This is a genomic window from Pseudomonadota bacterium (genome assembly GCA_026388275.1).
Lineage (GTDB): Bacteria > Desulfobacterota > Syntrophorhabdia > Syntrophorhabdales > Syntrophorhabdaceae > JAPLKB01.
Genome location: JAPLKB010000033.1, coordinates 15,243 through 40,966, shown reverse-complemented (window position 1 = coordinate 40,966; position 25,724 = coordinate 15,243). Strand labels below are relative to the sequence as shown.

Annotated in this window: 19 protein-coding genes; 9 read left to right on the top strand and 10 right to left on the bottom strand. The window is 41.0% G+C overall.

The window, feature by feature from the left end; translation table 11 throughout:
- Positions 1-247 precede the first annotated feature (247 nt).
- The 6 genes from NT010_08975 to blaOXA form a co-directional block, all read right to left on the bottom strand.
- Positions 248-1,174 (bottom strand): ParB/RepB/Spo0J family partition protein, encoded by a 927-nt coding sequence (locus tag NT010_08975; GenBank protein MCX5806180.1) that lies wholly within the window; start codon positions 1,172-1,174, stop codon positions 248-250.
- Positions 1,175-1,255: 81 nt separating this feature from the next.
- Positions 1,256-1,525 carry a hypothetical protein gene (locus tag NT010_08970; GenBank protein MCX5806179.1) on the bottom strand — a complete coding sequence of 90 codons (270 nt, stop codon included), beginning with the start codon at positions 1,523-1,525 and terminating at the stop codon, positions 1,256-1,258.
- Entirely contained in the window at positions 1,522-2,820 is a 1,299-nt protein-coding gene (locus NT010_08965; GenBank protein MCX5806178.1) for an ATP-binding protein, read from the bottom strand. Before NT010_08965 ends, NT010_08970 begins: the two co-directional genes overlap by 4 nt.
- A 125-nt stretch (positions 2,821-2,945) precedes the next feature.
- Positions 2,946-5,756, bottom strand: coding sequence for a PD-(D/E)XK nuclease family protein (locus NT010_08960; protein MCX5806177.1), 2,811 nt, complete (start codon positions 5,754-5,756; stop codon positions 2,946-2,948).
- Positions 5,753-9,076, bottom strand: a complete 3,324-nt coding sequence (locus NT010_08955) for a UvrD-helicase domain-containing protein (GenBank protein ID MCX5806176.1) — start codon at positions 9,074-9,076, stop codon at positions 5,753-5,755. The genes NT010_08960 and NT010_08955 overlap by 4 nt, the downstream gene beginning before the upstream one ends.
- A 153-nt stretch (positions 9,077-9,229) precedes the next feature.
- The gene (blaOXA, locus tag NT010_08950; protein ID MCX5806175.1) at positions 9,230-10,030 is read right to left on the bottom strand and encodes a class D beta-lactamase; all 801 of its coding nucleotides are present in this window, start codon (positions 10,028-10,030) and stop codon (positions 9,230-9,232) included.
- Between the two features lie 666 nt (positions 10,031-10,696).
- On the opposite strand from blaOXA, the gene NT010_08945 reads away from it, so the two are divergent.
- The 6 genes from NT010_08945 (at position 10,697) to NT010_08920 (ending at position 17,235) form a co-directional block, all read left to right on the top strand.
- Positions 10,697-12,382 carry a hypothetical protein gene (locus tag NT010_08945; protein MCX5806174.1) on the top strand — a complete coding sequence of 562 codons (1,686 nt, stop codon included), beginning with the start codon at positions 10,697-10,699 and terminating at the stop codon, positions 12,380-12,382.
- Between the two features lie 72 nt (positions 12,383-12,454).
- Positions 12,455-12,724 (top strand): hypothetical protein, encoded by a 270-nt coding sequence (locus NT010_08940; protein ID MCX5806173.1) that lies wholly within the window; start codon positions 12,455-12,457, stop codon positions 12,722-12,724.
- A gap of 39 nt (positions 12,725-12,763) precedes the next feature.
- Positions 12,764-13,744 (top strand): TRC40/GET3/ArsA family transport-energizing ATPase, encoded by a 981-nt coding sequence (locus tag NT010_08935; GenBank protein ID MCX5806172.1) that lies wholly within the window; start codon positions 12,764-12,766, stop codon positions 13,742-13,744.
- A gap of 33 nt (positions 13,745-13,777) precedes the next feature.
- The gene (locus NT010_08930; GenBank protein MCX5806171.1) at positions 13,778-14,758 is read left to right on the top strand and encodes a TRC40/GET3/ArsA family transport-energizing ATPase; all 981 of its coding nucleotides are present in this window, start codon (positions 13,778-13,780) and stop codon (positions 14,756-14,758) included.
- Positions 14,759-15,061: 303 nt separating this feature from the next.
- Entirely contained in the window at positions 15,062-15,682 is a 621-nt protein-coding gene (locus tag NT010_08925; GenBank protein MCX5806170.1) for a thermonuclease family protein, read from the top strand.
- Entirely contained in the window at positions 15,679-17,235 is a 1,557-nt protein-coding gene (locus NT010_08920; protein ID MCX5806169.1) for an SH3 domain-containing protein, read from the top strand. The genes NT010_08925 and NT010_08920 overlap by 4 nt, the downstream gene beginning before the upstream one ends.
- 50 nt (positions 17,236-17,285) lie before the next feature.
- Here the strand turns inward: NT010_08920 and selB are convergent, their stop codons facing one another.
- Positions 17,286-19,181, bottom strand: a complete 1,896-nt coding sequence (gene selB, locus NT010_08915) for a selenocysteine-specific translation elongation factor (protein MCX5806168.1) — start codon at positions 19,179-19,181, stop codon at positions 17,286-17,288.
- 166 nt (positions 19,182-19,347) lie between these two features.
- Here selB and NT010_08910 point away from each other — a divergent pair, with 166 nt between their 5' ends.
- Complete coding sequence (locus NT010_08910; protein ID MCX5806167.1) at positions 19,348-19,704, top strand: phosphomannose isomerase type II C-terminal cupin domain; 357 nt, start codon at positions 19,348-19,350, stop codon at positions 19,702-19,704.
- 31 nt (positions 19,705-19,735) lie between these two features.
- Here NT010_08910 and ispG read toward each other — a convergent pair whose 3' ends face one another.
- Positions 19,736-20,794 (bottom strand): flavodoxin-dependent (E)-4-hydroxy-3-methylbut-2-enyl-diphosphate synthase, encoded by a 1,059-nt coding sequence (gene ispG, locus NT010_08905; GenBank protein ID MCX5806166.1) that lies wholly within the window; start codon positions 20,792-20,794, stop codon positions 19,736-19,738.
- A 201-nt stretch (positions 20,795-20,995) separates the two neighbouring features.
- Here ispG and NT010_08900 point away from each other — a divergent pair, with 201 nt between their 5' ends.
- The gene (locus tag NT010_08900) at positions 20,996-22,726 is read left to right on the top strand and encodes a PAS domain S-box protein (GenBank protein MCX5806165.1); all 1,731 of its coding nucleotides are present in this window, start codon (positions 20,996-20,998) and stop codon (positions 22,724-22,726) included.
- Between the two features lie 439 nt (positions 22,727-23,165).
- Positions 23,166-23,813 (top strand): response regulator transcription factor, encoded by a 648-nt coding sequence (locus tag NT010_08895; GenBank protein MCX5806164.1) that lies wholly within the window; start codon positions 23,166-23,168, stop codon positions 23,811-23,813.
- Between the two features lie 79 nt (positions 23,814-23,892).
- Here the strand turns inward: NT010_08895 and NT010_08890 are convergent, their stop codons facing one another.
- Entirely contained in the window at positions 23,893-24,693 is an 801-nt protein-coding gene (locus NT010_08890) for a cytidylate kinase-like family protein (protein ID MCX5806163.1), read from the bottom strand.
- 20 nt (positions 24,694-24,713) lie between these two features.
- Complete coding sequence (locus NT010_08885; GenBank protein ID MCX5806162.1) at positions 24,714-25,445, bottom strand: TerC family protein; 732 nt, start codon at positions 25,443-25,445, stop codon at positions 24,714-24,716.
- Between the last annotated feature and the right edge of the window lie 279 nt (positions 25,446-25,724).

Sequence of the window (25,724 nt, the reverse complement as noted above, 5' to 3'; positions counted from 1 at the left end):
ATACCTTCTTCTCTCAACTGATGTAATGATCTCTATCGGACTCATACGTCACCTTCCTCCTGATTATAGTAATAACTCTATGGCTATTACTACAACTTATTTTGGTTGTATGAGTGTCCGGCTAAAACGGGGGCTACTCCAACGGCATAATACGTGCCACCTTCACAACCCTTACCCTGTCTTTTTTACTTGCGCATGCTAAAGCCGCGGCTACCTTTCGCCTTTTGCTTTTTACTTTTTTTACTCTTCACAACTGTGGCGGTCTTTTCTTCCCGTATGGGGTTATAAACATCTGTTGTTGTACATAATTACAGAAAACCTGAAGTTCATAGAGATATTTTTCAACATCTTCCCGTATATAGGTTCCAATACCCTTTTCAAAATCTGTTTTTATTGATGCAATACTTTTAACCTGTTTCATTACAGTTATGGGTTTTGTTTTAGTCGGTGCAGGTTTGACTTTTTTGTATGCGGTGAGTCTGCTTTCTAAAGATTTATAGGTCACCGGCGTTTTTAAAATGTCGGTAAATATTTCCATAAAATCAGGACAATCGAGGTTGGCAGCGAAGAGATATCCCTGGGAAAGAGGGGGATTTCCTGACCTGATTTCGGCCTGAATATCAGGAGGAAGTTTTAAAAGTGATAGCCCGTTAAACAGCGTCCTTATTGACTTTCCGGAGATTTCAAGAATTGCGGCAAATGTTGCCGCAATTTCCTCAGATACTGAATCTGGTCTACGGTTATAGCTCATAAGTTCGTTCATAACCCCTTCCACATCATACTTTTTATCGGGAAGTTTTGCCTGAATATACGCCAATATCCCTTTAGCCTGATCAGTGGGATTCAGATCTTCTCTTTGAAGGTTTTCCGTAAGTTGATAAGCCAGTATCTCATCCTTCTGGGTGATTATATTAACGATACGAGCAGGGATGGATTCTAAACCCAGCCTCTGAGTTGCAAGGTAACGGCGTTCCCCGCAGAGCAGCAGATACTTGCCGTCTTTAGGAGTTACAAGGACAGGCTCAAGAACACCCCGGTCCTTAATCGATTCCATAAGTGCCTTGAAGGAATCACTCTCCGTATCGATCCCTGAGCGAACCTGTTCTTCCACTATAATGCTCTCCAGAGGCAGGTACATAAATTCCGGACTTTCAACTGTTTTCTTTGTTGCCATATTAATCCCCCTTTATTTGAATTCCGTTAAGTCTATCTGCCTTTCTCTGCGTACCCTGCGGTCTCTGCGAGAGACAAAGCTTTAAAATATTTTACCCTCACGCCCACTCCCATATGGTCGTTCGAGTACGCAGAGATCGCAGAGCTGAAACTTATTTTTGCCGGAATTGAGAGAATGATTCATTCCGGCAAACCCGCACACCCTGCGGGTAAAATTGCTTCTTGCCCCGAAGGGGCATGAAATGTGAGCAGGATCAGTTAGCCTCAGGATACAGCTCACATGTATACCTGCCTTTCTCTGCTTACCCTGCGGTCTCTGCGAGAGACAATGTTTTTGATTCTTTTTCCTCACGCCCCCCTGGCAGAGGACAGGCCCCCGAACAAAAACCAGTCAGGAACAGCCCAGATATTTTTTCTTACTTCAATTATGGTCTTCCCCTTATATGCTATAAGGCCGAGAGGGGCGATTTGATCGTTGTCATGCATGAAGGACTCAAGGCTGCGTCCGTCAGCATAGGCTGCTTTGGTTGAGGATTTTACTTCTACTGGTAATATGAGACCCTCACCTGCTATCAGGAAATCCACTTCTGTTCCACTTGTGGTGCGATAAAAAAAGATGTCCGGTTCCACCGGTTGAAGTTGCTTCCATTTTACCAGCTCAGAAAAAATCCAGCTCTCATACGATGCCCCGGAATATGTGGTCATTTCTCCCAGGATGGCTCTATTCAAACCTGCATCAGGAAAATATATTTTGGGGCTTTTAACAAAGCGTTTCCCGATGTTTGTATAGTACGGAGGCACAAGATAACATTGAAACGTCATTTCCAGCAAACTGACGTAACGTTTAACGGTGTTCACCGCCAGCGCCAGATCACGGGCAACTTCACTGAGCGAAAGCATTTGACCAGTTCTGGCACACAATAATCTTTGTACCATTGCGAAATTGTCCAGGTTGGCCACCTGTCCCACATCAGATATATCTCTTTCCAGGTAGGTGGTTCTATAATTTTTGAGCCAGTTTATCCTGTCCGCTTCTTCTGATCTTTCCCAGACAGGAGGGTACCCTCCCCATGTCTGGTGTTCGTCCCTTTTCTTTAGTATAATTCTGGATTCCTCCGGAGAGATTGTATTGCACCGTGTTATATCCTGATCTGTCAGAATTAGTTCCGACCATATTTTTGAAAGTAGCGGTAAATTACTGTATTCGAGAACTTCTGATAGAGAAAAAGGGTAAAGATGCATTAATGCGGTTCTTCCTGCAAGAGTCTCCTTTATATTCTTAAGTAGAATGAGTTGCGATGAGCCCGTCAGTATGAAGATGTTTCTTTGGCTGCCGGCAGTCCTTTTTTGCTTATCGACTACATATTTTAGCTGGTCAAACAAAACCGGTATTTTCTGTACTTCATCAAGGATTACCAGCGGAGTTTTGATGGACTCCAGAATGGTTATACCAGTGTTTTGAAAGCGCAATCGTTCATCGGGGTCATCAAAGGATATATACGTGTACGGCATGTTAAGCTGCCGGGGAAGTATTCCTTCACATAAAGTGGTTTTTCCGGTTTGTCGTGCACCGGTAAGCACAATTATTTGTTCTTTCGTTGTTTTAAGCGACAGAATTTCCGATATATTCCTTTTTTTGTATTCCATAAAAACATACTATCAAGTGGATTGCAAAATTACAAGGTAATTTTGCAATTATAATGAAGGAGAATTTTAGAATTTTACAATGGTTTTAATCAATGGATTCCTCACAGCTTTTGCTGCGGGGAGGTTTATTGACGGCAGAGCCCATTAAATGGACATGTGCCGCATAGATCATCATCAAAGGGTTTGAAGGGTTTTGAGCTGTCCAGCAAATCCGTTAAAACTGTTTTAACGCCATGTATGTACATATCAAGCACAGATTCTCTGTCAACATCCCGGTTGTCTTCAAACAAGAGGTTCTCTTCATTGTTTTTAAGAAGTATCAGCTTTGCATTGATGTTTTCAATCGGCACTGAAAACATCTTCTGAAACAGATAAACATAAAGAGGCAGTTGGAAGGATGCAACATTCTCATGGATATCTTCAATGGAACTGAAATCTGTTTTTTTCAGAATATTCTGCGAATACTGTTTTGTATTTCCTGTTTTGTAGTCAATTATCGTGTATTCCCTGTTGTAGGGGGAGAGATCGACCCTGTCAATCCTGCCTTTGAACCGAACGGGTACATCCCCTGTGCTTAAATCGCCTCTCACTGTTTCTTCGAGGTATCGAATGATGAACGGCCCGGATGCATTCCTTATATTTTTCCTTAAAAACCCCTCCAGTTTGTAGCCTGCCAGTGTTTTAAAAAGATAGTAATCGCCCGTAACCACTTTGTCCTTAAAAGAATTTTCAATTTCCTCCTGCATTTCAGTGAGTATATCGTCGTAATTCAAAGGATTGATCTCTCTATTCATAAAAACCTTAAAAGTATCAAAGAGAATCCGATGGATCAGATTGCCCCTGTCCATTACGTCTATATCCTCTGTTACAACACGTTTTTCTTCAAAATTCAGGATGTTGTTATAGTAAAAGAGTGTTGGACATTTTAAATAATTGTCTATTGCAGAGGGTGAACAGACCATATTCTTAAGTTTTTGCATCACTATGTCGGTTTTTTTTATTTCAGGCAGGGATGTGCCGGGTCTCAGATTGACTTTATTGACTGCCTGTTCTATGGGAATGACGTTAAGTTGTCTTTTTAGTTTCTCATGTTCCCAGATAATCTGTTCAATGTATCTGCTTCGCTGTTTGTCTTCCGCATCAATGTAGAGAATGTGCACATCTTTTGCCGATTTGATAAGACGGTAGAAGTAATAACGGTATATCTCTTCGTTGAACTCCGGCGACGGAATGCCGAGTTTTTCGTATATGCCAAGCGGTATTAGAGGGTCTATTTTTTTTGGCTGAGGCATGATCCCTTCATTCACGTCGAGCATAATGACAGTGTCAAAGGCGATGTTTCTCGATTCGAGAACGCCGATGATCTCCAGATCCTCAATCGGTTTTGTTTCAAAAGGCAGATTAATTGTTTTCAGATGATGCAGTATAAAGTCACATAGTATTCTTTTATTTTCTTCTTGATCAGGGTGCAGGGTTTCTTTGCAGAACCGAGCGTGTTTCAAGTGTTCAAGGGATTCGTATAAAAGCTTGAATATCTCTCCTGAAAGCACGTAAGAGCGAAGGGGCGTATATGCGAGAATGAACTGAAGGGACTTCTCCAGTGCCTCGGACATTTCGAATAAATTATCCGCTTTCTCAATATTTTGAAAAAACATTTCATGTAATTCTTTCAGGATTTTATGCTCATTGCCGGTTACTGATTCTTTCCCCTGCAGCATAGAATCAACTTCTTCCAGCCTGATAAAGGGTTTGCCTGAGACGATACTCCTGATATCGCCGGTCAGCGATTTTTCAATATAGTAGATGAGTGACCTCACGTTTTCCAATGATTCAAGGTTTTTTATAAAGGGATGGAGAATTAACTGGAGGTAACTGCCTGTTGAATACAGGCCTCCTTTTCGCTTTGTGAGCTGGGCATTCAACATGTTTGAAATCAGATCAAAGACCGACGTCCTCGAAAAGGGGTATCCCAGGGAAATGTTGTATTTTGTGTCAATTCTGTCAATTGCAAAGGTAAGAAGAGGAAAAAGTGATTCAGACAAAGGAAGAACAAGGGCAGTTTTTTTTGAATTGACTGTCTTCAGTATTTCATGTGCTTTCATAATCTCAGAGTGGGTGTCAAATCCGGCATAGACTGCTATTTGCGAAGGTTCTGCGGCCTGGCACTCGATTTGTTCGATGTCCGCACCGAGATATGAAACAAACTGTTTTAATACAGGCCATTCTTCGGGAACGCCTTCTATGATGATTTCCCCTTTGCCTTTCTCGCAGATAGTCTTAATAAGTTTTTTCTCCACCTCTCCTGCTGCAAAAAGTCCTGCAAAACAGATCATTTCAAATTCACTAAAATCAATCTCTTCAATAATCTCAAGCGAACACTGATGTTTTAACCCGGTGGTAAAGCATTTTTGCTCTTTAAGCGATGCGTGAAATTCCTCCCTTAAAATGCTGATGTTCATCAGCAATTTGTTTATGCTTTCAGGGATGTCGTATCCGATCTTTGCATTGTTTTCCAGAGAAAGGAGCTTTGTATTCGGGATATTTTCCATATCGAGCTGGTTGATGAAGTCGAGCATGTATCGTCCCCAGGAAAAGAATTCACCGAAACCTTTATTCTTCAAGGCATGGTTGTTGAAGGCCTTTAATGACCGAACCGATTGATAAAGCAGCCAGATAGCATCGGAATATTCAATGTCCGAAAAGTCGTCATATCTATGCTTCACGATATAATCTATAAATTCCTCTATGGAGAAGAATGTCGGGCCGTAAAAAGGTTTTTGGAAGTGTTCCGCAAGTCTTCTTTTAAGATAGAGAGACGGTCTTTTGCCGGGAAAAACAACGGCAACATTTGATATGTCTTTACTGCGCCCAAGGATAAAATCCTTCAGTACATCAATAAAATCACAGCCGAATGGTATGGAGTATATCTTTTTCATATTTCTTGTATTTTGCCCTCATCAAGATAGAGGATGTATTTCTTTATCGCCTTGTCCGGATGTATTGTTTCAATAAGTCCGGCATACTGCATGATCTGCCGGGCGTGTTCTTCTGAGCGAGTTTCGCCTGTCTTAAAATCTACAATTTCGATGCAGTCATCTGTTATTGTTATTCTGTCGACTTTATATGTATTGCCGCGGCTGTCTATGATCTCCTTTTCCGTGTATACCAGCGTGTCTTCTTCGGGCTGGAAGAACCTCTTGAATTCAGGGTTCAGAAAGATATTGAATATCATTTTCTTTATTTCATCGGCATAAGGGTGAAATGTATATCTTGCTATGCCGGAAGATATGCATGTGTTTAAAAATTCTTCACATTGATCGGGCAATCTTATAATCAGAGAAAGTATATAGTGAATGATATCGCCCTTCTTTTTTGCAAACAACTGCTCTTTAAAAAAACCTGGCGCTGCTTCAAGCTTCGTGCCGATTTTCTCCATCCATTTTATGTCATCTCCCAGGTCATGGAATAAGGGTTCTGAGGCATCTGAGTTTATTTCGCTTATTGCCCCCTGATCCTTGTCGCTTGCCGGTACTGTGTCTGTTTGCCTCCCCATTTCAATGACATCGCCATTTACATATGTCTTCAGATCTTCCACGTTAAAGAAGTAATCAATTAAATAGTTTTTCTGCCTTTTTGAGTCTCCGAGAAATATATAGAGTTCTTTCTGGGCACGTGTGCAGGCGACATACATATTATTCAGTTCATCAAGGAGGTATTCGGCTTCTTTTTCCTGATAAATATCCTTAAGCTTTTGTGAATATTTTGTAAAGTCCTTTTTTATATACAGGAGATGCATATCTTCTTTTTCTCTTACAAAATATTTTGTCTTGTCCCTCGAATCTGAAACACCAAAAGCATTGAGCTTAAAAAATGGCAGGATAACGACAGGAAATTGAAGGCCCTTTGCCTTGTGAATTGTCATAACTTTAACGGCATTTGTTCCTTCAAAGGTATTTAAAAGAAAGGGCTTTTCTACTTCCTGGCTGTCACGGAAGAATATACTTGTATTTCCGTTCCAGAATTGCAGAAATTTATTGAGGTTATTGCCTTCAAGTGCCTCTCTTGCCTTTATGAGTTCGCAAACATGCATAAAATAAGGCGCATCATCCGGATAGTCTATCAGTATCCGCCACTTTTTCATGAAGAGTACAACGAGTTCATACAGCGGCAGATATCCCGCGCGTTTAAAAAAATATTCAAAATATTCATTCCAGATAGCCTGATAGACTTGTTTAAATGCCTCATAGAGATAGCCTGGATTGCCTGTTATCCTGATACGCTCAATCCATTGGATGATCCCGCCTTCAGGCAGGGATATTCTGTTCTGAAAGATGCTGCCCGTCAGAAAACCTGCAAAAGCAAGATCGTTGTCCGGGGTATTGATAAAGTCCAGGAAGTTGATCATTTCTTTTATAAGAGGATTATTTTTTACATTTACGGTAAATTCCGATTCGACGCTGAAACCGTTTTCAAGGAGCGTCCTGACGATAAAACGTGCCTCTTCCTTTCTCCTCACAAGAACGGCAATGTCCTTTTCCTGAAAAATGCCGTTGTCCTTTATTCGCCGGATCAATTGCCGGAATCTGTCTTCTATAATCTCATTTTTCTCATCCTTGGAGAGGGAACTGAAATTATCATTTACTGATTCTTGTTCTTGAACGTCTGTTTGTTCGACAATCCTTTCAATGCGGATGTATCCTTTGTCTGCTTTGGAACTGATGAATCTCTGGGCGGCATCGGTATATGTTTCCATGACCTTCATCATATTTTCAGCAGAATATTCCAGGGCAGCAGATTCTATAAGGGACCTGAGGTTAGCGGAGTCAAAAACAATATTATTGAATTTTACTATGTATTCATCACTTCTATAGTTTTCTGTAAGCCTGAATTCGTAAACAGGATAGGCACTGTACTTCAGAGCTACTTCATCCACCAGTTCGGATTTGCCGCCTCGCCATCTGTATATGGCCTGTTTTTTATCGCCCACAAGGAATAGAGTGCCTCCTCTGCTTAAGGCTTCTTCTGCAAGTATTTCCACATTCTTCCACTGGAGGTGGTTCGTGTCCTGAAACTCATCTATGAGAAAATGGGAATAACGCTCTGCAAGTGCATAATATATTTCAGGTATAAAATGTTCTTTATCCAATATCTGCTGCAACAGTGTATTCAGTTGTTCTATCAGGACAAGACTTTTGTCGTGCGTGATTTCTTTGCTGAGCACTTTTTTAAAGAGCAGATATATATCCACATAAGAAGAAAATTTTGATTCCGAGACTGCCTCAAAAAACATTGAAAGCGATAGGAGTATATCTTTCCACAAATCCTCATGCTCCCTATCAGGTTGAGCACTGCCTTTGTTCAGAGATGCTCCGAGGGCCTGCCGTAAAAAATAATTACTCAGTTTAATTTCGGATTTCTTTGAAATAGAGAATTGTTCAAGGGCATTGATGAACCTCTTGTCAGGTTTCATCCCCTCAGTGGCTTTGAGATATGAAGCCAAGCCTGAAACTTCCTCTTCTATGCGGTTTTTGATGTGCTCTATATGCGATATATTTGCCTTATAAATAAAGCTTGCGTTCTCCTTGGCTTCCTCACGCCAAAAGCCGGATATAATATCCCGGAGAAAGTCCTTGGGTATCCAGGTTACATTCTCGCCTTCCAGTTCGATATAGTTCCTTAAAAAACGATCAAACCTCTCACGCACGGCATTATCTTCAAGTATCTTCTGGAGGCACTCCTGTAGAACAATATCGATGTAAACGGCAGAATCAAGAGAGATGTCAAAATCCGGCATGAGATTCAGTTTAAAGGCAGAGGCCTTAAGAGTGAGATTCACAAAACTGTCGATGGTGCTTACGTTGAAATCATAGAAATTTTTAATCAAAGCCTCAAAATTTATCTCAATTGTCTCTCTGATTGAATCTTCAAGAGACTTTAAATCTCTTGTTCCATTGCCGCTTACTCCTGACATGTTTTTCAATATTTCATCTACGGGTCGGTCCGATGAGTTTTCAAAGGGCAGATCGAGGATTATTCGTTTCATCCATTCTATGATGCGGGAACGCATCTCGTGGGCAGCCTTGTTGGTGAAGGTAATGGCGACAATATTTGAGATGTGTGTTTTTATCGGTAAGTCTGCTATTTTATCCAGAAGCAGGAGCTGCAGGTACCTGAGGGCAAGATTATATGTTTTCCCTGCTCCGGCTGAGGATTTTACAATGAGGATGTGGGGCAATGCCCGGTTGCTTTCAGTCACTTATAAATACTGCTCTGTTTTTCGATCCTTTTCAATCCTTTTTTAAGATATTAGTGTAAAAGAGGTTTACGCCGTTGCCTATTCTAATGGGATTTATTCTATTATTGAGGGCAGGGTAGGGCGAATGAAACATTTATTTATTGGTGGAGAGAATTATCTGTATAGTATTCCTTTTGCTTTCAGAGCCGCCATCGTAATCTCTTTACGGAATGAATCATCGCCTTTTTTTCTTATCTCAAGGTTTGTTGCAAAAAACCATACCTGTCTTTTTGTTTCCACGTATCCTGCATACCAGCCTTGTTGGGGATCAGTTCTCATAGCCCAACCTGTTTTAGCCCTGATGGTAAATTGCGGGTTTTCCTCGATTATCATGATTTTTTTCAGCAATTTTATATTGCCTTTGCTATAAGGGAGCGACTCCTCATAGAGTTTTTTGAGGAAATGTATCTGCTCCCTGGCAGATATCTTCAGGTCACCTTCTAACCAGAAAGTAGTCACATCAGGGCCGGTCTTCTCATTGCCATACTCCAGCTTCTTAAGCTGAATTAAGTAATTCTCGTTGCCGACACGTTTGGCGAGCTCTTGATAAAACCAGACGCACGAAAGAGGAAAGGCCGTTTCAAGGCTCTGGTCTTTGTTCCACGCATCTAATCCCTTGTCTTTTCCGTCCCACTTGATGACTTCCTTTTCGTTTTTGACGGCTCCTTCTTCGAGGGCAATGAGCGTGTTGGGAATCTTGAATGTTGATGCCGGTATAAATCTGGTTTCGGAACGACGACTATTGTGGACATAGTTCATTTTGCCGTCAAGTGACGAGATGATAATAGTGCCCTCTACCCCACGATCTTGAAACAATTTTGCCAAGTCAGCATCATCGGCATGAGAAGTTGCGGTAATAAAAATAGTTAGTGTCAATACAACAAGAAATCCGAATGTGATCCGAAAATGCTTCATGCTCTTTCCTCTTTGCATATCACCAGCGTCAGACGGAACCGGATCGTAAGCGATTATATTCCACCAAAAAAGCGAATACTCTGCATACGCGCGATTGTCGAGGATCCAAAGCGCCCTCGAAGACAAAATTATTATATGGTTTTATGGATGATATCAATGTTCAAAAAATTATTCAATAAATAATTGACAAATCTAAGCAGTTTTTCTAATCTCCTGACTGGATAGTACTACAATTCATATGATTATCAATAAAGGTAGATAAATTCAAATGATGATCGTTCCCTCGGATTTTGACCAGTAACTTACTCTCAGATGGAGTCGGGGGCTTAACGATTAAGTTAAAATACAAAAATAAAACTAACGAATGTGAAAATTTGATAAGACAACGTTTTTAAACGTATATTTTAAAAGGCGAATAATCCGTATTTTAAAATCTATGCAGAACATGTCCATTTTTTGTTTGACTTAACAATCTTCAAGGTTATAAAAATATAGAATAATCTCCTAAGAGACAATTCGTAGTTCCTCTCATGAATAAACCTGAGAGAGCAATCAGGGTTGAAATTCAAAGAAGAACTTGAGATTGCTTTGAATTGCCTATAATGTTGTTAGAACAGGATTGTTTCTGAAGAAACATTGAAATGAAGCTAAAAAGGGGAGGTAGCTATGAACGCAGTTGTTGTCCTGATTCTTGGTTTTGTTGTTGCCTTTGTCGGTTATCATTATTATGCAAAATATATTGATTCAAAGATTATCAAAGCTGATCCGAAAAGAACTACTCCTGCAAAAATGTATATGGACGGCGTGGAATTTATGCCTACCAGCAAAAATATTCTTTTCGGATACCAGTTCAAGTCAATTGCCGGAGCAGCGCCGATTATCGGTCCCATTATCGCAATTCAGTGGGGCTGGCTTCCCGCGTTGATATGGATACTTGCCGGGGCATTTTTTATCGGCTGGGTTCAGGATTATTCAAGTGCAGCAATATCAATGAGAAACGAAGGCGCTTCTTTCGGAGGGTTAAGCCATAAGCTTATTTCACCGAGAGCCCGGGTTATACTCCTTGCGTTTATTTATTTCTATCTGCTTCTCATCGCCGGAGCATTCGGAAATGTTGTGGTAAGTACTGCCATCGGGCTTAAAGCAGCTCCTATGGCTTGGCTTTTTTTAACTATTGCAGGCGTCCTTGCAGGCCAGATGATCTACCGGTGGAGAAGCGATATTATCCTGACAACCGCTGTTACAGTAATTATTGCCCTTCTTGGAATATATCTCGGCACAATCGCGCCTTCTGATAAAATACTTGGTACAGACCTTTCCAACAGTAGAATTTTATGGGCGATTGCGGCCTTTGTTTTTTGTTATTTTGCGGCGGTATTGCCCATCTGGAGATTTGCGCTCCCCGTGAACTATGTTGCGTCATATATTGTTTTTCTCGGATTGTTTTTCGGGATGATCGGTGTTTTTATCATTCATCCGAATTTTACCCTTCCTGCATATACAGATTTTTCGATAAAGGTCGGTCCTTTATGGCCTATCATGTTTGTTACCATTGCCTGTGGGGCTGTTTCCGGATGGCACAGCATTGTATCAAGCTCCGGCACAGCGAGGCAACTGGAAAATGAATTGGATGCACGGCCTGTAGGCGCCGGGGTTATGTTTGTCGAGATGATGCTCGCATTATTTGCACTTATTATTGCCGGAACAATTTACGCATCCCCGGCCGAATACGGGGCTGCAATTGCAAAGGGCCCCGGTGTCATCTTTGCAGGAGGAGTCGCGAAATTTATGGGCGCCCTGGGCCTGCCTTTAAATCTGGGTAATTCCTACGGCAGCGTTATGATGGTTGTTCTGGCTATTACTATTATGCAGCTTGTGGTTCGTTTTATGAGGGTGGCAACTTCGGAATTGCTGAGCGACATAAGCCCTGTCTTCAGAAACACCCATGTGGGAACGTTTATTGCGTGTGTCCTCGGCATGGTACTTGTCTTAACAGGATGGTGGCAATATCTGTGGGTGCTATTCGGAGGGGCAAACCAGCTTATGGCTTCCCTTGCACTTTTACTGGTAACAGCCTGGTTAATGTCTGAAGGAAAACCAGCTGCCTGGACATTCTACCCGATGATCTTTATGTTTATCACAACCATTGCAGCCCTTGTTTATACATCTTACAGTTTGCTGAATAAAGTTATTTCAGGGACGGTAAAAGGAGAGGCTCTTATAGGCAATACCCTCATGGGGCTTGTAGGTTTTTTTCTTGTTATTGCAGCCATTATTCTTGGCGTGGAAGGCATTAAAGCGCTTAACAGATACAGAGTAATGAAGGCACAGGCATCGCCGGCAAAGTCTTAAATTAATGCAGGCAATTTATTTGGAAATGCGCTATAAAAGATAGCGATACAAAATTAATAAAGGAGATACATCATGGGAGACGAAGAAAAAAAAGGCGGTTTCTTTCAGGCTGTTAAAGAATTTGTATACGGTGTGGCTGCGCATGACTCGGCGAGATTTGCCCTGAAAACAAGGGCAAGCATGGAGCATCTTTTCATTCTTATTACTATGGGCGATATGCTTGGCGTTCCTATTCTGCCGCCGTATTATTCTTTGAGACTGCTTCCATATGTTGTACCCCAGATTGCAACCTGGAAGAGAAGAATGTTGAGGGAAAAAGATTTAACCGATGCATTGGCTTAATAATTTGAAATCTTAAATTTGAAATTCTTATAAAAGGGGGTGGTTCCCATTTCTCTAACAAAGATATTTGAACAGTACCCGGACAGACGTTACATCATGTTCGGCGGCAAGGGCGGTCTCGGCAAAACAACATTTTCTGCCGCAACTGCCTATTATCTGGCAAAACAGGGCAAGCGCGTTCTTGTTTTTTCCGTTGATCCTCAGGCATCATTAAGCGATATTTTCAAGAAAGATATTTTTGGAAAAGGTCCCACAGAGATCATGCCGAACCTCTATGCGCAGGAAATAGATGCTGACCAGCGGGTAAAGGAATATCAACAGGAAATAAGGCAGAAAATACTCGATATGTACGGTATGGACAAAATCCCTGAAGAGATTGAAAGCTATATACAGGCAGCAGCGGCAGAGCCGGCCATGGAAGAGAGCGCCATTTTTGACGAGGTTGTTGATATCGTGGTAAAAGGCGGTTTTGACTACTACATCTATGATCTTGTGCCCCTGGGACATGCTTTATATTATTTGAGCATGGCATCCGTTTACGATGAATGGATCGGCAAGATTACCGGTCTGCGCCAGCAGATGCGCGAATATGATCAGGTGGCTGCCGTGATGCGTCACGAGAAAAATGCAGAAGAAGACGCCATATTGAATGAACTGCTCTATATCAAAGACCGTATTAACAAATCATCCGGGATACTCACCGATAAAGAACGGACTGCCTTCTTTTTCGTGGTAACTGCCGAGGAGATGGTGATTAATGATACCCTGAAGGCCGCAGGCCTTTTTGCAAAATTCGATGTCCCTTTGAGCGGTTACATTGTGAACCGTGTTTTACCGGAGGAACTGAAAAACCAGCAAATCCCTGAGTACCTGAAAAACCGCCTCACCATGCAAGATCATTATTTGAAGGTTATTGACGATACCTTTAAAAACCAGATACTTGCCTATGTTCCTGAGATGGAGCGTGATGTAACAGGGTTGCAGATGATTGAAAAGCTGGCAGAACGCATGTTTGACTAAGCCCGAACAAAGAAGTAATAAAGGAGTTCCGCAATGGATCAGATAACCACGAGCATGACAAAATATATGAAGGATCACCCGAAGCTGAAATACATATTTTTTGGCGGCAAAGGAGGGGTAGGGAAAACGGTTATGGCCGGTGCTGCCGCCATATGGGCAGCCAAGCAGGGGAAAAAGACACTCCTTGCCTCTACCAATCCGGTCCACAGTCTCTCAAACCTTTTTGGACAGGATGTTTTCGGAAAGGCTGTGAATGTATGTGATGAAAAACTCTGTTATGCCTTTGAGATTGACACACACGATACAATTGAGCGGTCAAAAAATGAAATCCGTGAAAAGATCAACTGGTTTTTAAGGTTCGCAGACCTTTCGACAAAGGCGGATGAGTTTGTAGAATCTGCCACTATGAATCCTGCCTTCGAAGAATCTGCCATGTTTGAAAATATGACTGATATTATGTTCAAAGATGAATATGACTTTTATGTTTTTGATACCGCGCCTACTGCGAATGCAAGAAGGCTTCTGGGTATGTCGAAGGTCTATTCGCTATGGGTTGAAAAGATGCTGAAAAGCAGGGATGAAGCAACTTCATTGAGGGAAGCCCTTTCTTTTTCAAAGAAAAAAGAAAAAGACCCTCTTATGGACTATCTCTTGAGCTTTAGAGAAAGAATGGCAAAAGCGCAGAGTCTTCTCACAGACGATAATCTTACTGCTTTCTTTTTTGCAACTCTGCCTGAAGCGCTTCCCATAGCTGTTATTACGAGGTTTATCAACTGGTTTTACGAATTTGGCATACCTGTCGGTGGTGTGCTTGTTAACGGTATCATACAGAAGGATCAGGTAGCCGAAGGCGCTGCTGAGTTTGTGCATAATCGTGTTAAAATGCAGGACGAACATATGGCTACTATCTGGAATGTCTTTGGAGACAGGGTAAGGAGTGTTGTACCGCTTTTTGAAACCGAAATAAAAGGGACTGAAATGCTGAACAGACTGATGGGACAAATGTTTGTATAAGGATTTTATGCCCAAACTTCTAAGACCGACAGAGCATTTGCCGCTGTGATCTAATTTGCCGGAGACTTTTTCAGCGCAGCTTTTACTGCAATACCGATTTTATCGATCTGATAGGGTTTTTGGACATATCCCCCGACTCCCAGTTTTAGGGCATCCTTCACAAGGTCTGTTTCAGAAAAACCGCTCAGCAAATAGATGTTTTACAGAAACAAAAACAAAGATAAAAGGATTTTCACATAAAAACAGGCATCAAACAGACTTTTGTTGTTTAACATAAAGGTAAAATATTGTAAAATCGTTCTTATGAAGAAAACTGGAGTCTTTGCGATATTGCTTTACTTGATAATGGTTTTAGCAGGAAACTCCTTTGCCAAAGAATACGTGGTTAATAAAATTATTGACGGAGACACGGTTCGGCTGGATACAGGTGAAACTGTCAGATATTTGGGGATAGATACGCCGGAGTTGTCTAAAAAGGGTATTGGGGCCGAATTTTATGCAAGAGAAGCTGCAAAATATAATAAAAAGCTTGTTTACATGAAAAAAGTAAGGCTTGAATTTGATGTTGAAAAAAAAGATCAGTACGGAAGGCTGCTTGCATATGTTTTTGTGAAGGATTTGTTTGTTAATGCCGAGTTGGTAAAACTTGGATATGCAAAAGTAATGGTCAAGTTGCCTAATGCAAAATATAAAGATATGCTTTTAAATCATCAGAAGACAGCAATGGACGAGGAAAGAGGGCTGTGGCAGGAGAAGAAGCGTGAGACGGAAGTTTCTTATGTAGGAAATAAAAGAACATACTCTTTGCACAGGCCGTCATGTACAATGACGGACAAAATTTCCGACAAAAATAAAATCATTTTCCGAAGCCGTTTTGATGCAATTAAAGTGGGATATTCTCCCTGCAAACAATGCAAACCATGAGTGAAGAATACATAGAATATTGGGGACTGAAACAACATCCATTCCTTTTAGCGCCTGACAGCAATATGATGCATATGGCCGGGCAGTACTATGAATGCCTTGAACGGTTGAAATATGCCGTAAACACAAACAAGGGCGGGGCGCTTGTAGTATCGGAAGATGCAGGCCTCGGAAAGACTACGATTCTTTTAAAACTTATAAACGAAATGAGGGAAATATACGGCAATGCCTTTAAATATGCCTTTGTTGACCATCCGACCTTAACGTCAAATCAGTTGATAGCTTATATAGCAGGATGTTTCACTGATGCCACGCCAAACGAGGATAACAAACCAAGAAATCTTACGATTGATTTTATCCACAACCGAATGCAGATCGTTTCTGATTTAAGTCATAATGAGGATAAGTTGAAGAATCTTATGATTTTAAAAGAAGCGCTCATTGAAGTAAAGCAGCAAGGCGGTAAAAGTATTATCATTGTAGATGAAGGACAGATGTTATGCGGGGCACAGGATATTTTGCAGGAGTTGAGGATTCTTATTAACCTTACATTCAAAAATGAATATCTGCATACATTCATTCTTTCCGGACAGAGACCGTTATGGAACGAAGTTAAATCCATGCCGGAATTCTGGCAAAGGCTGCCTGTGAGGTATTATTTTGTTCCTTTGCAGATTCAGGAAACTAAGGAACTTATAAAATACAGGCTTATGAGAGCAGGCCTGAATGATAAAAAAGAAATTTTTACGGATGATGCCCTGGAAATTATTCAGAGATATTCCATGGGTTCTCCAAGAACAATAATTGCCATGTCGGACCTTTCTTTGTTGATAGGTTTTGCCGATCGTTCAAGCAAGATCGGTTTTAAGGAGATGTCAAAAGTTATAAATGCTATGTCAGGCAGGGGAGACAGCCTTGCATATATTAAAGAGGAAAAGACAAAAAAGGAAACTATGTCGGATAATTTGTCCGGGATAAATGAAAGGAAAGAAATTATAGAAAAAAAGATACCCAACATTTCTGTTGCTTCTGTAAGCACAAATGAAAAAGTGAGATATGAGACAAAAATAGACCATGTTAGGCCCTTTTTTGCTGTGTTGGCTGTTTTATTTGCAATAATCGCTGGTTTTGCTGTGGGCTATTATATAACTTTCGGTGTAAAAGAGGTAAGCAGCATAATGCCTGCAAAAAAGGAAGTTGAGGCCATCAGCACGGTTCCTGCAAAGAATGAAATTATGGTTAAAGCTGATGTTCAACCAACTCAAGAAGTGCAGGAAAACAATACACAAAAGCCGGAACAGACAAAGCGTGAAGAACCGGTGCAGGTTGAAACCCCGAAGAAATATGAAAAAGAAGCCTTAATCATTGCAAGTGGAGCAAACGTACGAAGTGCGCCAGATATTAATGCTGCAAGAATTGCATTAATTTTCGAAGGTGAAACAGTGAAAATAGTGGACGAAAAAAAAGATATTACCGGCAAGAAGTGGTTCAGACTTAATTTATACGGAAACAGAGAAGGCTGGGTATCACAAGACGTACTATCGTTCAGATAGATTCCCACGGGCAGACCCGAGGGCAGCTACCAGTTTCGGCCGGCTACCGCTTAGTTCCTTAAAACCCTTTTATCCCCAACTCTGATTGTCAGTTTAATTTCATCGAGATATTCAAGTATGGGAATCATATATTTTCTTGATATGTCAAAAAATGATCTGAAGTCTATTGGTGTCATCTCTTTTTTTTCTTTTAAATGCATGACCACCTTTTCTTTTATACTGTCCATGATGTCATGGTGAAAACAGATATCTCCTTTTAATTTTATTACTTTGCCTTTATATATCAATTTTTCGATTATGTCTTTTATCTGATTTTCGCTTTTTTTGAATTCCAAAGAGAGCTCTTTTAGTGTGGGGGGGGTAGCGCCTGCGCTAAAGAGCGTATTTAATATGTTGTTTTCAAGGAGTTCAATGTCTTTATCAATTGATTTTTCTGCGCTTTTTGCCCTTACCTTATCTTTTTCGGTTTCTACCGCGCCTTCATTGATGCATTCATCCAGGGCTGTTTGAAATATCAGGGGCTCAACAGCAGGCAGTCTCATGCGGAGTTCTTCTTTTGATATGCCTATTTTTAAAGGGTTTTTTTCGTGGAAATCAGCCAGCAATTGTTTAAGGGTTTTTTTGTAAACTGTGAAATAGTCCATATGTACTATTGTTTTTCCAATAAGCTTTATCTTGCTTTGCTGTATTAACGTATCCACCAGTTTTAATGCATACAATGCATCTTTGCCTATGAGTACGGGAAGTAATGTCTTATCAATGCCTTTGTATCCGCCTTTTAATATATGATATTCGGCTTTGTCATCATAAGTGCCTTCTTTCAAAAGGTTGTATATGGAGTCTAGTTCTATGGTTTTTCTTTTATGTTTTGTCGGTGTAATATCAAGAATTTTCCCGCCGCCTATGGTTTGAACCATGTATGATCCGCGGATAATAAATCTGTCGTCAGGCAATGCAACAACAGGGTTTGAAAAGACAAACTGGGCGAACAACTCCTCCCCTGGTTCTATAGTGTCTTTGCCGAATAAAATCAATCTGCCTTCTTCCTGGGTTGTGGCTATATGAAACCTTAAAATTGAGTCGTTTTTTATGGGTTTAAAGGGAAGCTTCAAATATTTTAATGCCACATCTATCCTGTTGGATAATATTAAAGTACCAGGCCTGCCTATGATGGTTCCTCTTTCTATATCCTGTTTTTCAACGCCCTGCAGATTTAAGGCAACCCTTTCACCTGCAATTGCCTCTGCCGTATCTTCATGGTATGTCTGAATATTCCTTATTTTTGCCCGTTTGTTGAGAGGATATATTTCAATTTCTTCACCTGTTTTTATAGAGCCGGAAATGCATGTCCCTGTTACTATTGTGCCGAGTCCTTTTAATGTAAAAACCCTGTCCACAGGCAATCTGAATATACCCATGCCGGACCTTTCCTGTATCTCAGCAGCAATCTCTTTGATTGTTTTCATCAACTGTTCAAGGTTTTCACCTGTAGTTGAAGATACGGGTATAATAGTTGCGCCTTCAAGGAGTCTCCCTTTGAGAAGATCCTGTACGTCTTCGGTAACAAGCTCCACCATATCATCATCAACAAGGTCTTTCTTGGTAATCACGACGATGCCTTTTGATAGCCCGAGAAGTTCGCATATATCTATATGTTCTCTTGTCTGGGGCATTACTCCTTCATCAGCCGCAACTATTAGAAGCACCATATCAATACCCCATGCACCGGCGACCATGTGTCTGATAAACTTTTCATGTCCCGGTACGTCTACTATGCCGAGGAGCAAATCATTACCGAACTTGTAATGTGCAAAGCCGAGTTCAGTTGTAATTCCTCTGTCTTTTTCCTCCTTCAGCCTGTCGCAGTCGATGCCTGTAATAGCTTTAATAAGGGATGTTTTACCGTGATCTATGTGTCCGGCTGTGCCGATTACTATTTTTTTCATAATTAGTACTCTAACTATACAATATTTTTTTCCGGTACTCAATCAGGTCTTGCTAATAATGCTTTATAAAACTGCCGTTGCCTGCGGTAAAGTCAGTTGACTATATGAGCATGAAGAAGTATAAAAATGGTAACAGACTCAAATAATACAGCTATAGGAGATATTAATGGAAATTGATGCCGGGCAAAAAGGTACGCCGCCTTGGGGGAGATGGTTTGTAATTCAGGATGAGGTGGATTTCAAGGTAAAAAGAATAGATGTGTTTCCGGGAAAAAGGCTTAGCTACCAGAAGCATTCTAAACGGGAAGAGCACTGGCAGGCTGTAAGAGGTGAGGGTAGGGTAACAATAGATGGAACAGATTATCCTTTAGCAGCCGGTGATTGCATTCGTATAAATAAAGAGGCCCTTCACAGGATTGAGAATGTCGGGAAGGAAATGCTTGTGTTTATTGAAGTTCAAAGAGGAGAATATTTTGGGGAGGATGATATTGTGAGGGTTGAAGATGATTACGGCAGGGCATAAACCCGATAAGGGGTTGTAAGGCAGGCAGCATTTATGATGTCATATTATAAATTTCTTCCTTGAGGATGTTCTTTGCCATTTCTTTTGGTATACCTGTTTTAATAATAACCCCCCTGGAAAACAGAACAGCTTTATTGGCGCCGAATGCTATGCCGATATCAGCTTCTTTTGCCTCTCCCGGTCCGTTAACTTCACAGCCCATGATGGCTACATTCAGATTTGTCTCAAAATGGTCAACTTCTTTTTCGAAATCTGCCACAATATCGAATATACTGGTTTTACACCTTCCACAGGTAGGGCACGATATGATGTTAATGCCCCTTTTTCTAAGGCCGAGGTCCCTGAGAATATGATATGCAGCGGTAACCTCATAAACAGGGTTCCCTGTGAGGGAAACTCTGATAGTATCTCCTATGCCTTCATATAGTAATATACCTATGCCTATGGCAGATTTTATAGCGCCTGAGAATATTGGACCGGCTTCTGTGATACCGACGTGAAGAGGGTAATCCGACTGTTCTGAAAATTTTTTATATGCATCAATCGTCTGGTATATGTCTGAAGCCTTCAGGGATACCTTCAGCTCCCTCCAACCAAGATCTTCAAAGAATTTTACATAATAAAGCGCACTTTCAACCATTGCATCTGCACATGGTCTGGAGTATTTCTTAAGTATTCTTTTCTCAATTGAGCCGGTATTCAGACCGATACGTATCGGTGTTTTTGTTTCTTTTGCAACAAGGACAATCTCTTTTACCTTTCGCACGTTATTGATTGTTCCAGGATTTATGCGTATTGCGTCAATACCGAGTTCCATCGCTTTTATTGCAATCTTATAATTAAAGTGAATATCTCCTATCAGGGGCGTATCTATCTCTCTTTTTAGAAAAGGAATAATATTACATGTATCTTCCTGTGGTAATGCTATCCTTATCAGCTCACATCCGGCTTTTTTGAGAGCCATTGCCTGGTCTAATGTTTCCTGCGGGTTTTCGGGATGAGTTTTGAGCATTGATTGAACAATTATCGGGCTATTGCCGCCAATAGGAACTTTACCAATACTAATTTTTTTCGTTAATTTCCTTTTCATCTTTGTCCCTGCCGATAAGTTAATGATCTTACCCGATAGTCATTTATTTATTTTATTTTTTAAATGCTTGTCCAATTTTATACTTTGCCCCTGCTTTTTGTCAATGGCAGAATAGCTTCAAACTAAAGTTATTTTCTTAATCTATAGACAATCAGACCGGACATATTATAAATTATCACAGGTTATTTGATGGAGAAACGGATGAATAAAAAAGAAAGCTGCAACAGTATGGAAAAAGAACTTATTATGTTGCGGAATAAAGTTGCCCGGCTTGAACGTTTGCAGCCAAAATTAAAGTATATTCAAAAGGTTCTAAAGGAAAGTGAGAAACAATGCCGGCGTTTAATGAAGCAATCTTCTCAAAAACATGCAAAAGAAGAATTACAGAAACAGTCGGATAAACTGAGAGACCAGGCAGAACTTCTTGAAATTGCAGAAGATGCAATCATCGTAGGTGATCTTGATGGAATGATTACATTCTGGAACAACGGGGCGGTAGAACGTTACGGGTGGACAAAGGAAGAAGCCATAGGAAAAAATATACATACGCTCCTGCGTACAGAATTTTCCAAACCGTTTGAAGAGATTAAGGCAGATGTATTCGTTAATGGACGTTGGGATGGTGAGCTTATCCATACAAGGCGCGACAGTGTGCGAATAGCTGTAGGAAGTAGATGGGCTCTAAAGAGAAATAATAAAGGCGATCCAATAGCTATAATGGAGATAAACAATGATATCACGAAACATAAACAGGTTGAGGAGGCGCTGCAGAAGGCTAAAGACGAGTTAGAACAAAGGGTAAAAGAACGGACAGCAGAATTGCTGGATACAAACGAACGTCTTACTCTGGAGCTGAACAGGCGTAAACGCATCGAGGAGATGCTTCGCAAAGGTGCGGAGCGCTACAGGAATCTTTTTGAAAATTCTCCAATAGGTATTTACCGGACAAATCCTGATGGAAGGATTCTGATGGCCAATCCCACTCTGATCAGAATGCTCGGGTACAACTCATTTAATGAAATGGCATCGAGTCAATTGAAAAAAGGGGATTACGAACCTACATACCTTAAAAAGAGGCTCAAAAAGCGCCTTGAAAAAGAGGAAAGGGTAAGAGGATTTGAGGTAAAATGGAGTAGGCGCGGAAATTCAGTAGTTTTTATGCGAGAGAATGCCAAGGCAATAAGGGGAGCGGACGGCGCAGTCCTGTATTATGAGGGAACCGTAGAGGACATAAGCGAGCAGAAAAAAGCTGAAGAAAAAATACACTCTTACCAGAAGCAGCTCAGATCTCTGGCATCAGACCTCTCGCTGACAGAGGAGAAAGAGAGGCGGCGCATAGCTAACATGCTCCATGATCATATCGGTCAGGTACTCGCTGTTTCCAAGATTAAGCTGGGCGCATTACTGAAATATGAAACAGCAAACACGTTAATCGAAAAATTAAATGAAGTCAGGGAACATATTGAGCAGGCAATCCGTTATACCCGTTCATTGACTTTTGAACTGAGCCCGCCAATCCTTTATGATCTCGGTCTTGAGGCAGCGCTTGAATGGCTGACAGAGCAGATTCACGAACAGCATAAAATTGACTATGAGTTTGAAAACGATAATCAGTTCAAACCTGTCAATGATGAGATACGTATTTTTCTTTTTACGGCAGTACGAGAGCTTCTGGCAAATGTTGCGAAACATGCCCATGCACGGACAGTAAAGGTAACTGTGCGGAAAATAGAAAGCAATATATCTATTCATGTTGCAGATAACGGTGTCGGGTTTAACGCTGCAAAGATGAATTTTTATTTTGATGAAAATAAGGGATTCGGACTTTTCAGTATCCGCGAACGGTTGCACCATCTTGAAGGTCAGATGGAAATCAGGTCGCAAAAAAATCGTGGAACAAGGGTAATTCTATATGCACCGCTAAAACATTAATATGTGAGCCCCACAACAGTGAATAGTATATAGTATATAGTGAATAGTGAAGACGGAAAGATTGAATTTACAACAACCCCTTAGCTCATTCTTGAGCGAGAAGGGGTGGCCGGGGTACCCGCTTGCGGGTCGACATTGAGGTCTTTTATAATCGGCAACGTCGGCAGAAAAGGCTTGGATATTTATCCCCCGTTGTTTATGAACGGCAATTTTATGCAGGAAGGAAGGCAGCATGAATATGATTGGTGTCCACTATTGACATCAGGGGTCAGTGAGCCCCACAACAGTGAATAGTGAATAGTATATAGTGAATAGTGAAGACGGAAAAATTGAATTTACAACAACCCCTTAGCTCATTCTTGAGCGAGAAGGGGTGGCTCCGACAGCTTTGCTGGTGGAGGGGGCGACGTGAGCCCCATTAATAGAAGGGGAGATTTTAATGAGTATAAAAATTATTCTGGCAGATGATCATAAAATTATAAGGGAGGGCCTCCATGCACTGCTTGAAAAGAATAAGGCCATGGAGGTTGTTGCAGAAGCACAGGATGGATTAACAACTGTACGTCTTGCAAAAAAGCTTTTACCGGATATTGTGATCATGGATATAGGTATGCCCGATATGAACGGCATTGATGCAACGCGCCAGATTATCGCAGAAACAAAGGATATCAGAGTCATTGCCCTTTCAATGCATTCGGACAGAAGGTTTGTGCTCCAGATGCTGAAAGCGGGGGCATCAGGATATCTTCTGAAGGATAGCGCCTTCGAAGAACTTGAACTGGCAATTCAGACCGTTATGTCCGGCCAGCCATATTTAAGCCCGAAGATAACGGATGTGGTGATAAAGGAATATATTCACAATATACCTGCAAATGAAACTACGGCTTTTTCGGCTTTAACTACAAGGGAACGGGAGGTGCTCCAACTGCTTGCAGAAGGCAAAACAACCAAACAGATAGCAGTTTATTTGAATATCAGTATTAAGACAATTGAAACACACCGGCAGCAGGTTATGGAGAAACTGAACATGCACAGTATCGCCGAACTGACAAAATATGCGATAAGGGAAGGGCTTACATCATTGTAGTTTAACACATACATTAAAAAAATAACGGCCAGGATAATCCTGGCCGTTATGCTTCTGACATATTTTTTTATCCAAATTTTCAGCGGTATTTTAGCTCGCACTTTAAAGGTACGTCACCGGCAAGACGCCTTGCCTCATCCTCAATACTTTTATACTCTTTAGGATTATGAACTACTCCTTTAATAACAATTGTGTCATTGCTCGAGAACACGTTAAGAGTTGGAACAAAGAATTTTGAATTTGTCAATATTCCGGCTTTTACATAAAATGCAGCAGCCTTCATCTTAAGTGTTTTTATTGCTTCTTCTGTTTTCAGTTGATCTTTTTCAGCAATAGATGCTTTCAGAGATGTCTTAATTACATCTGCAGATTGGACAGCCGTATTGAATATGATGTCATAATATGTATGAACATTCCAGTCTGCGCCATATACTGTTCCAATAAAGCCCTTGCTTTCTTTATCAAGCTTGTTTATCATCCACTTAGCAGTAGCGCTGTCCATATCCTCACGTTCCTGTACCATCTCGATTCTTTTATCAAGAGGAGCTTCAAAACGAACTCTAAGAACGTAGGGGACATCCTTAAGGAGAAAGTTTGCACCTCTGCCCATGATTACAACATTATCTTTTAATGCATAATCAAATATCAGGCTTTGCTGCAGCGCCACAAATCCCCTGAAAGACCAGTCGTATCTTTCCCATATGGTGGGGTTATGTTCTGCAAATTCTTTTTCCCATTTTTCCCAATCCTGCCCCTTTGCTCTGATATCCGTAAGTATTTTTTCTCTGTCAATGTATTCATACCCTATTTCACGTGCTATTTCCTGTCCTATATACCTGCCGCTGCTTCCGTGCTGCCTTGATATGGTTAAGGTTGCCATAAATAATAAACCTCCTTATTTCAGTTTGTGTGTGCTTCTTTGCTTTCTTCTTGAGCTGCCTTATCGCGCTTCATCTTCATCCAGAGTTTCCCTATAACAACAACTAAAACAGCGCCTGCAACCTCTACGATATACTGGGTAGCCTTGCCTGTGTGGAGGAATGACTGGACATAGGGATCTGTAATTATCATCTCCCCTGACACTTTTCCAAGCACCATGGCCCCAAGGTATACAATAATGGGATATTTATCCATCAACATGGAAAGAAGGTTGCTTGTAAATACAATAAATGGAATGCTCAAAACGAGTCCGAAGATGATCAGAAAATTATTGCCGTGGGACGCGCCGGCAACGGCAAGCATGTTATCGAGACTCATGACAATATCGGCAATTACAATGGTTATCATAGCCTCCCATATGCTCTTCGGCTCTTTCTTGATCCCCTCTTCAGGTCCGCCCTCTATAAAAAGTTTCAGAGCTATCCAAAAAATAAGGGCGCCGCCACAGAACTTCAGTCCCTTTATGCCGAGAAGCTGGGCAACAACAATTGTGAGTCCAACCCTCAAGATAATTGCTCCGCCTGCGCCCATCATAATGCCCTTCAATCTTTGTTTGGGCGAAAGGTTCCGGACAGCCATTGCAATAACAACTGCATTGTCACCTGCCAGGACCAGATCGATCAATATTATCATTAAAAAAGAGCTTACAAACTCCCATGTGAAACTAAAATGCCCGAAACTTCCAAAATCCATAACGTCCACCTCACAAAATAGTATTTATATTTTAATCTATTGTAAAATTGTTGTAAATATCCTTTTGACATGCCTGTGAAACGATGTCAGGCGATGCAGGAAAAATCCTTGTGCCTGCTTACATTATACAGCAGATGGGAATGCTTATGCAAAAGGCATATTTATAAAACAATTTTCAATCACCGCATTCATAATGCTTGTATAAAAAATCACATGGTATTTTTAACCCATGCAACCTTTATTGTCAATAAGGTTAATCCTGATATTTCCCTTCGAAAA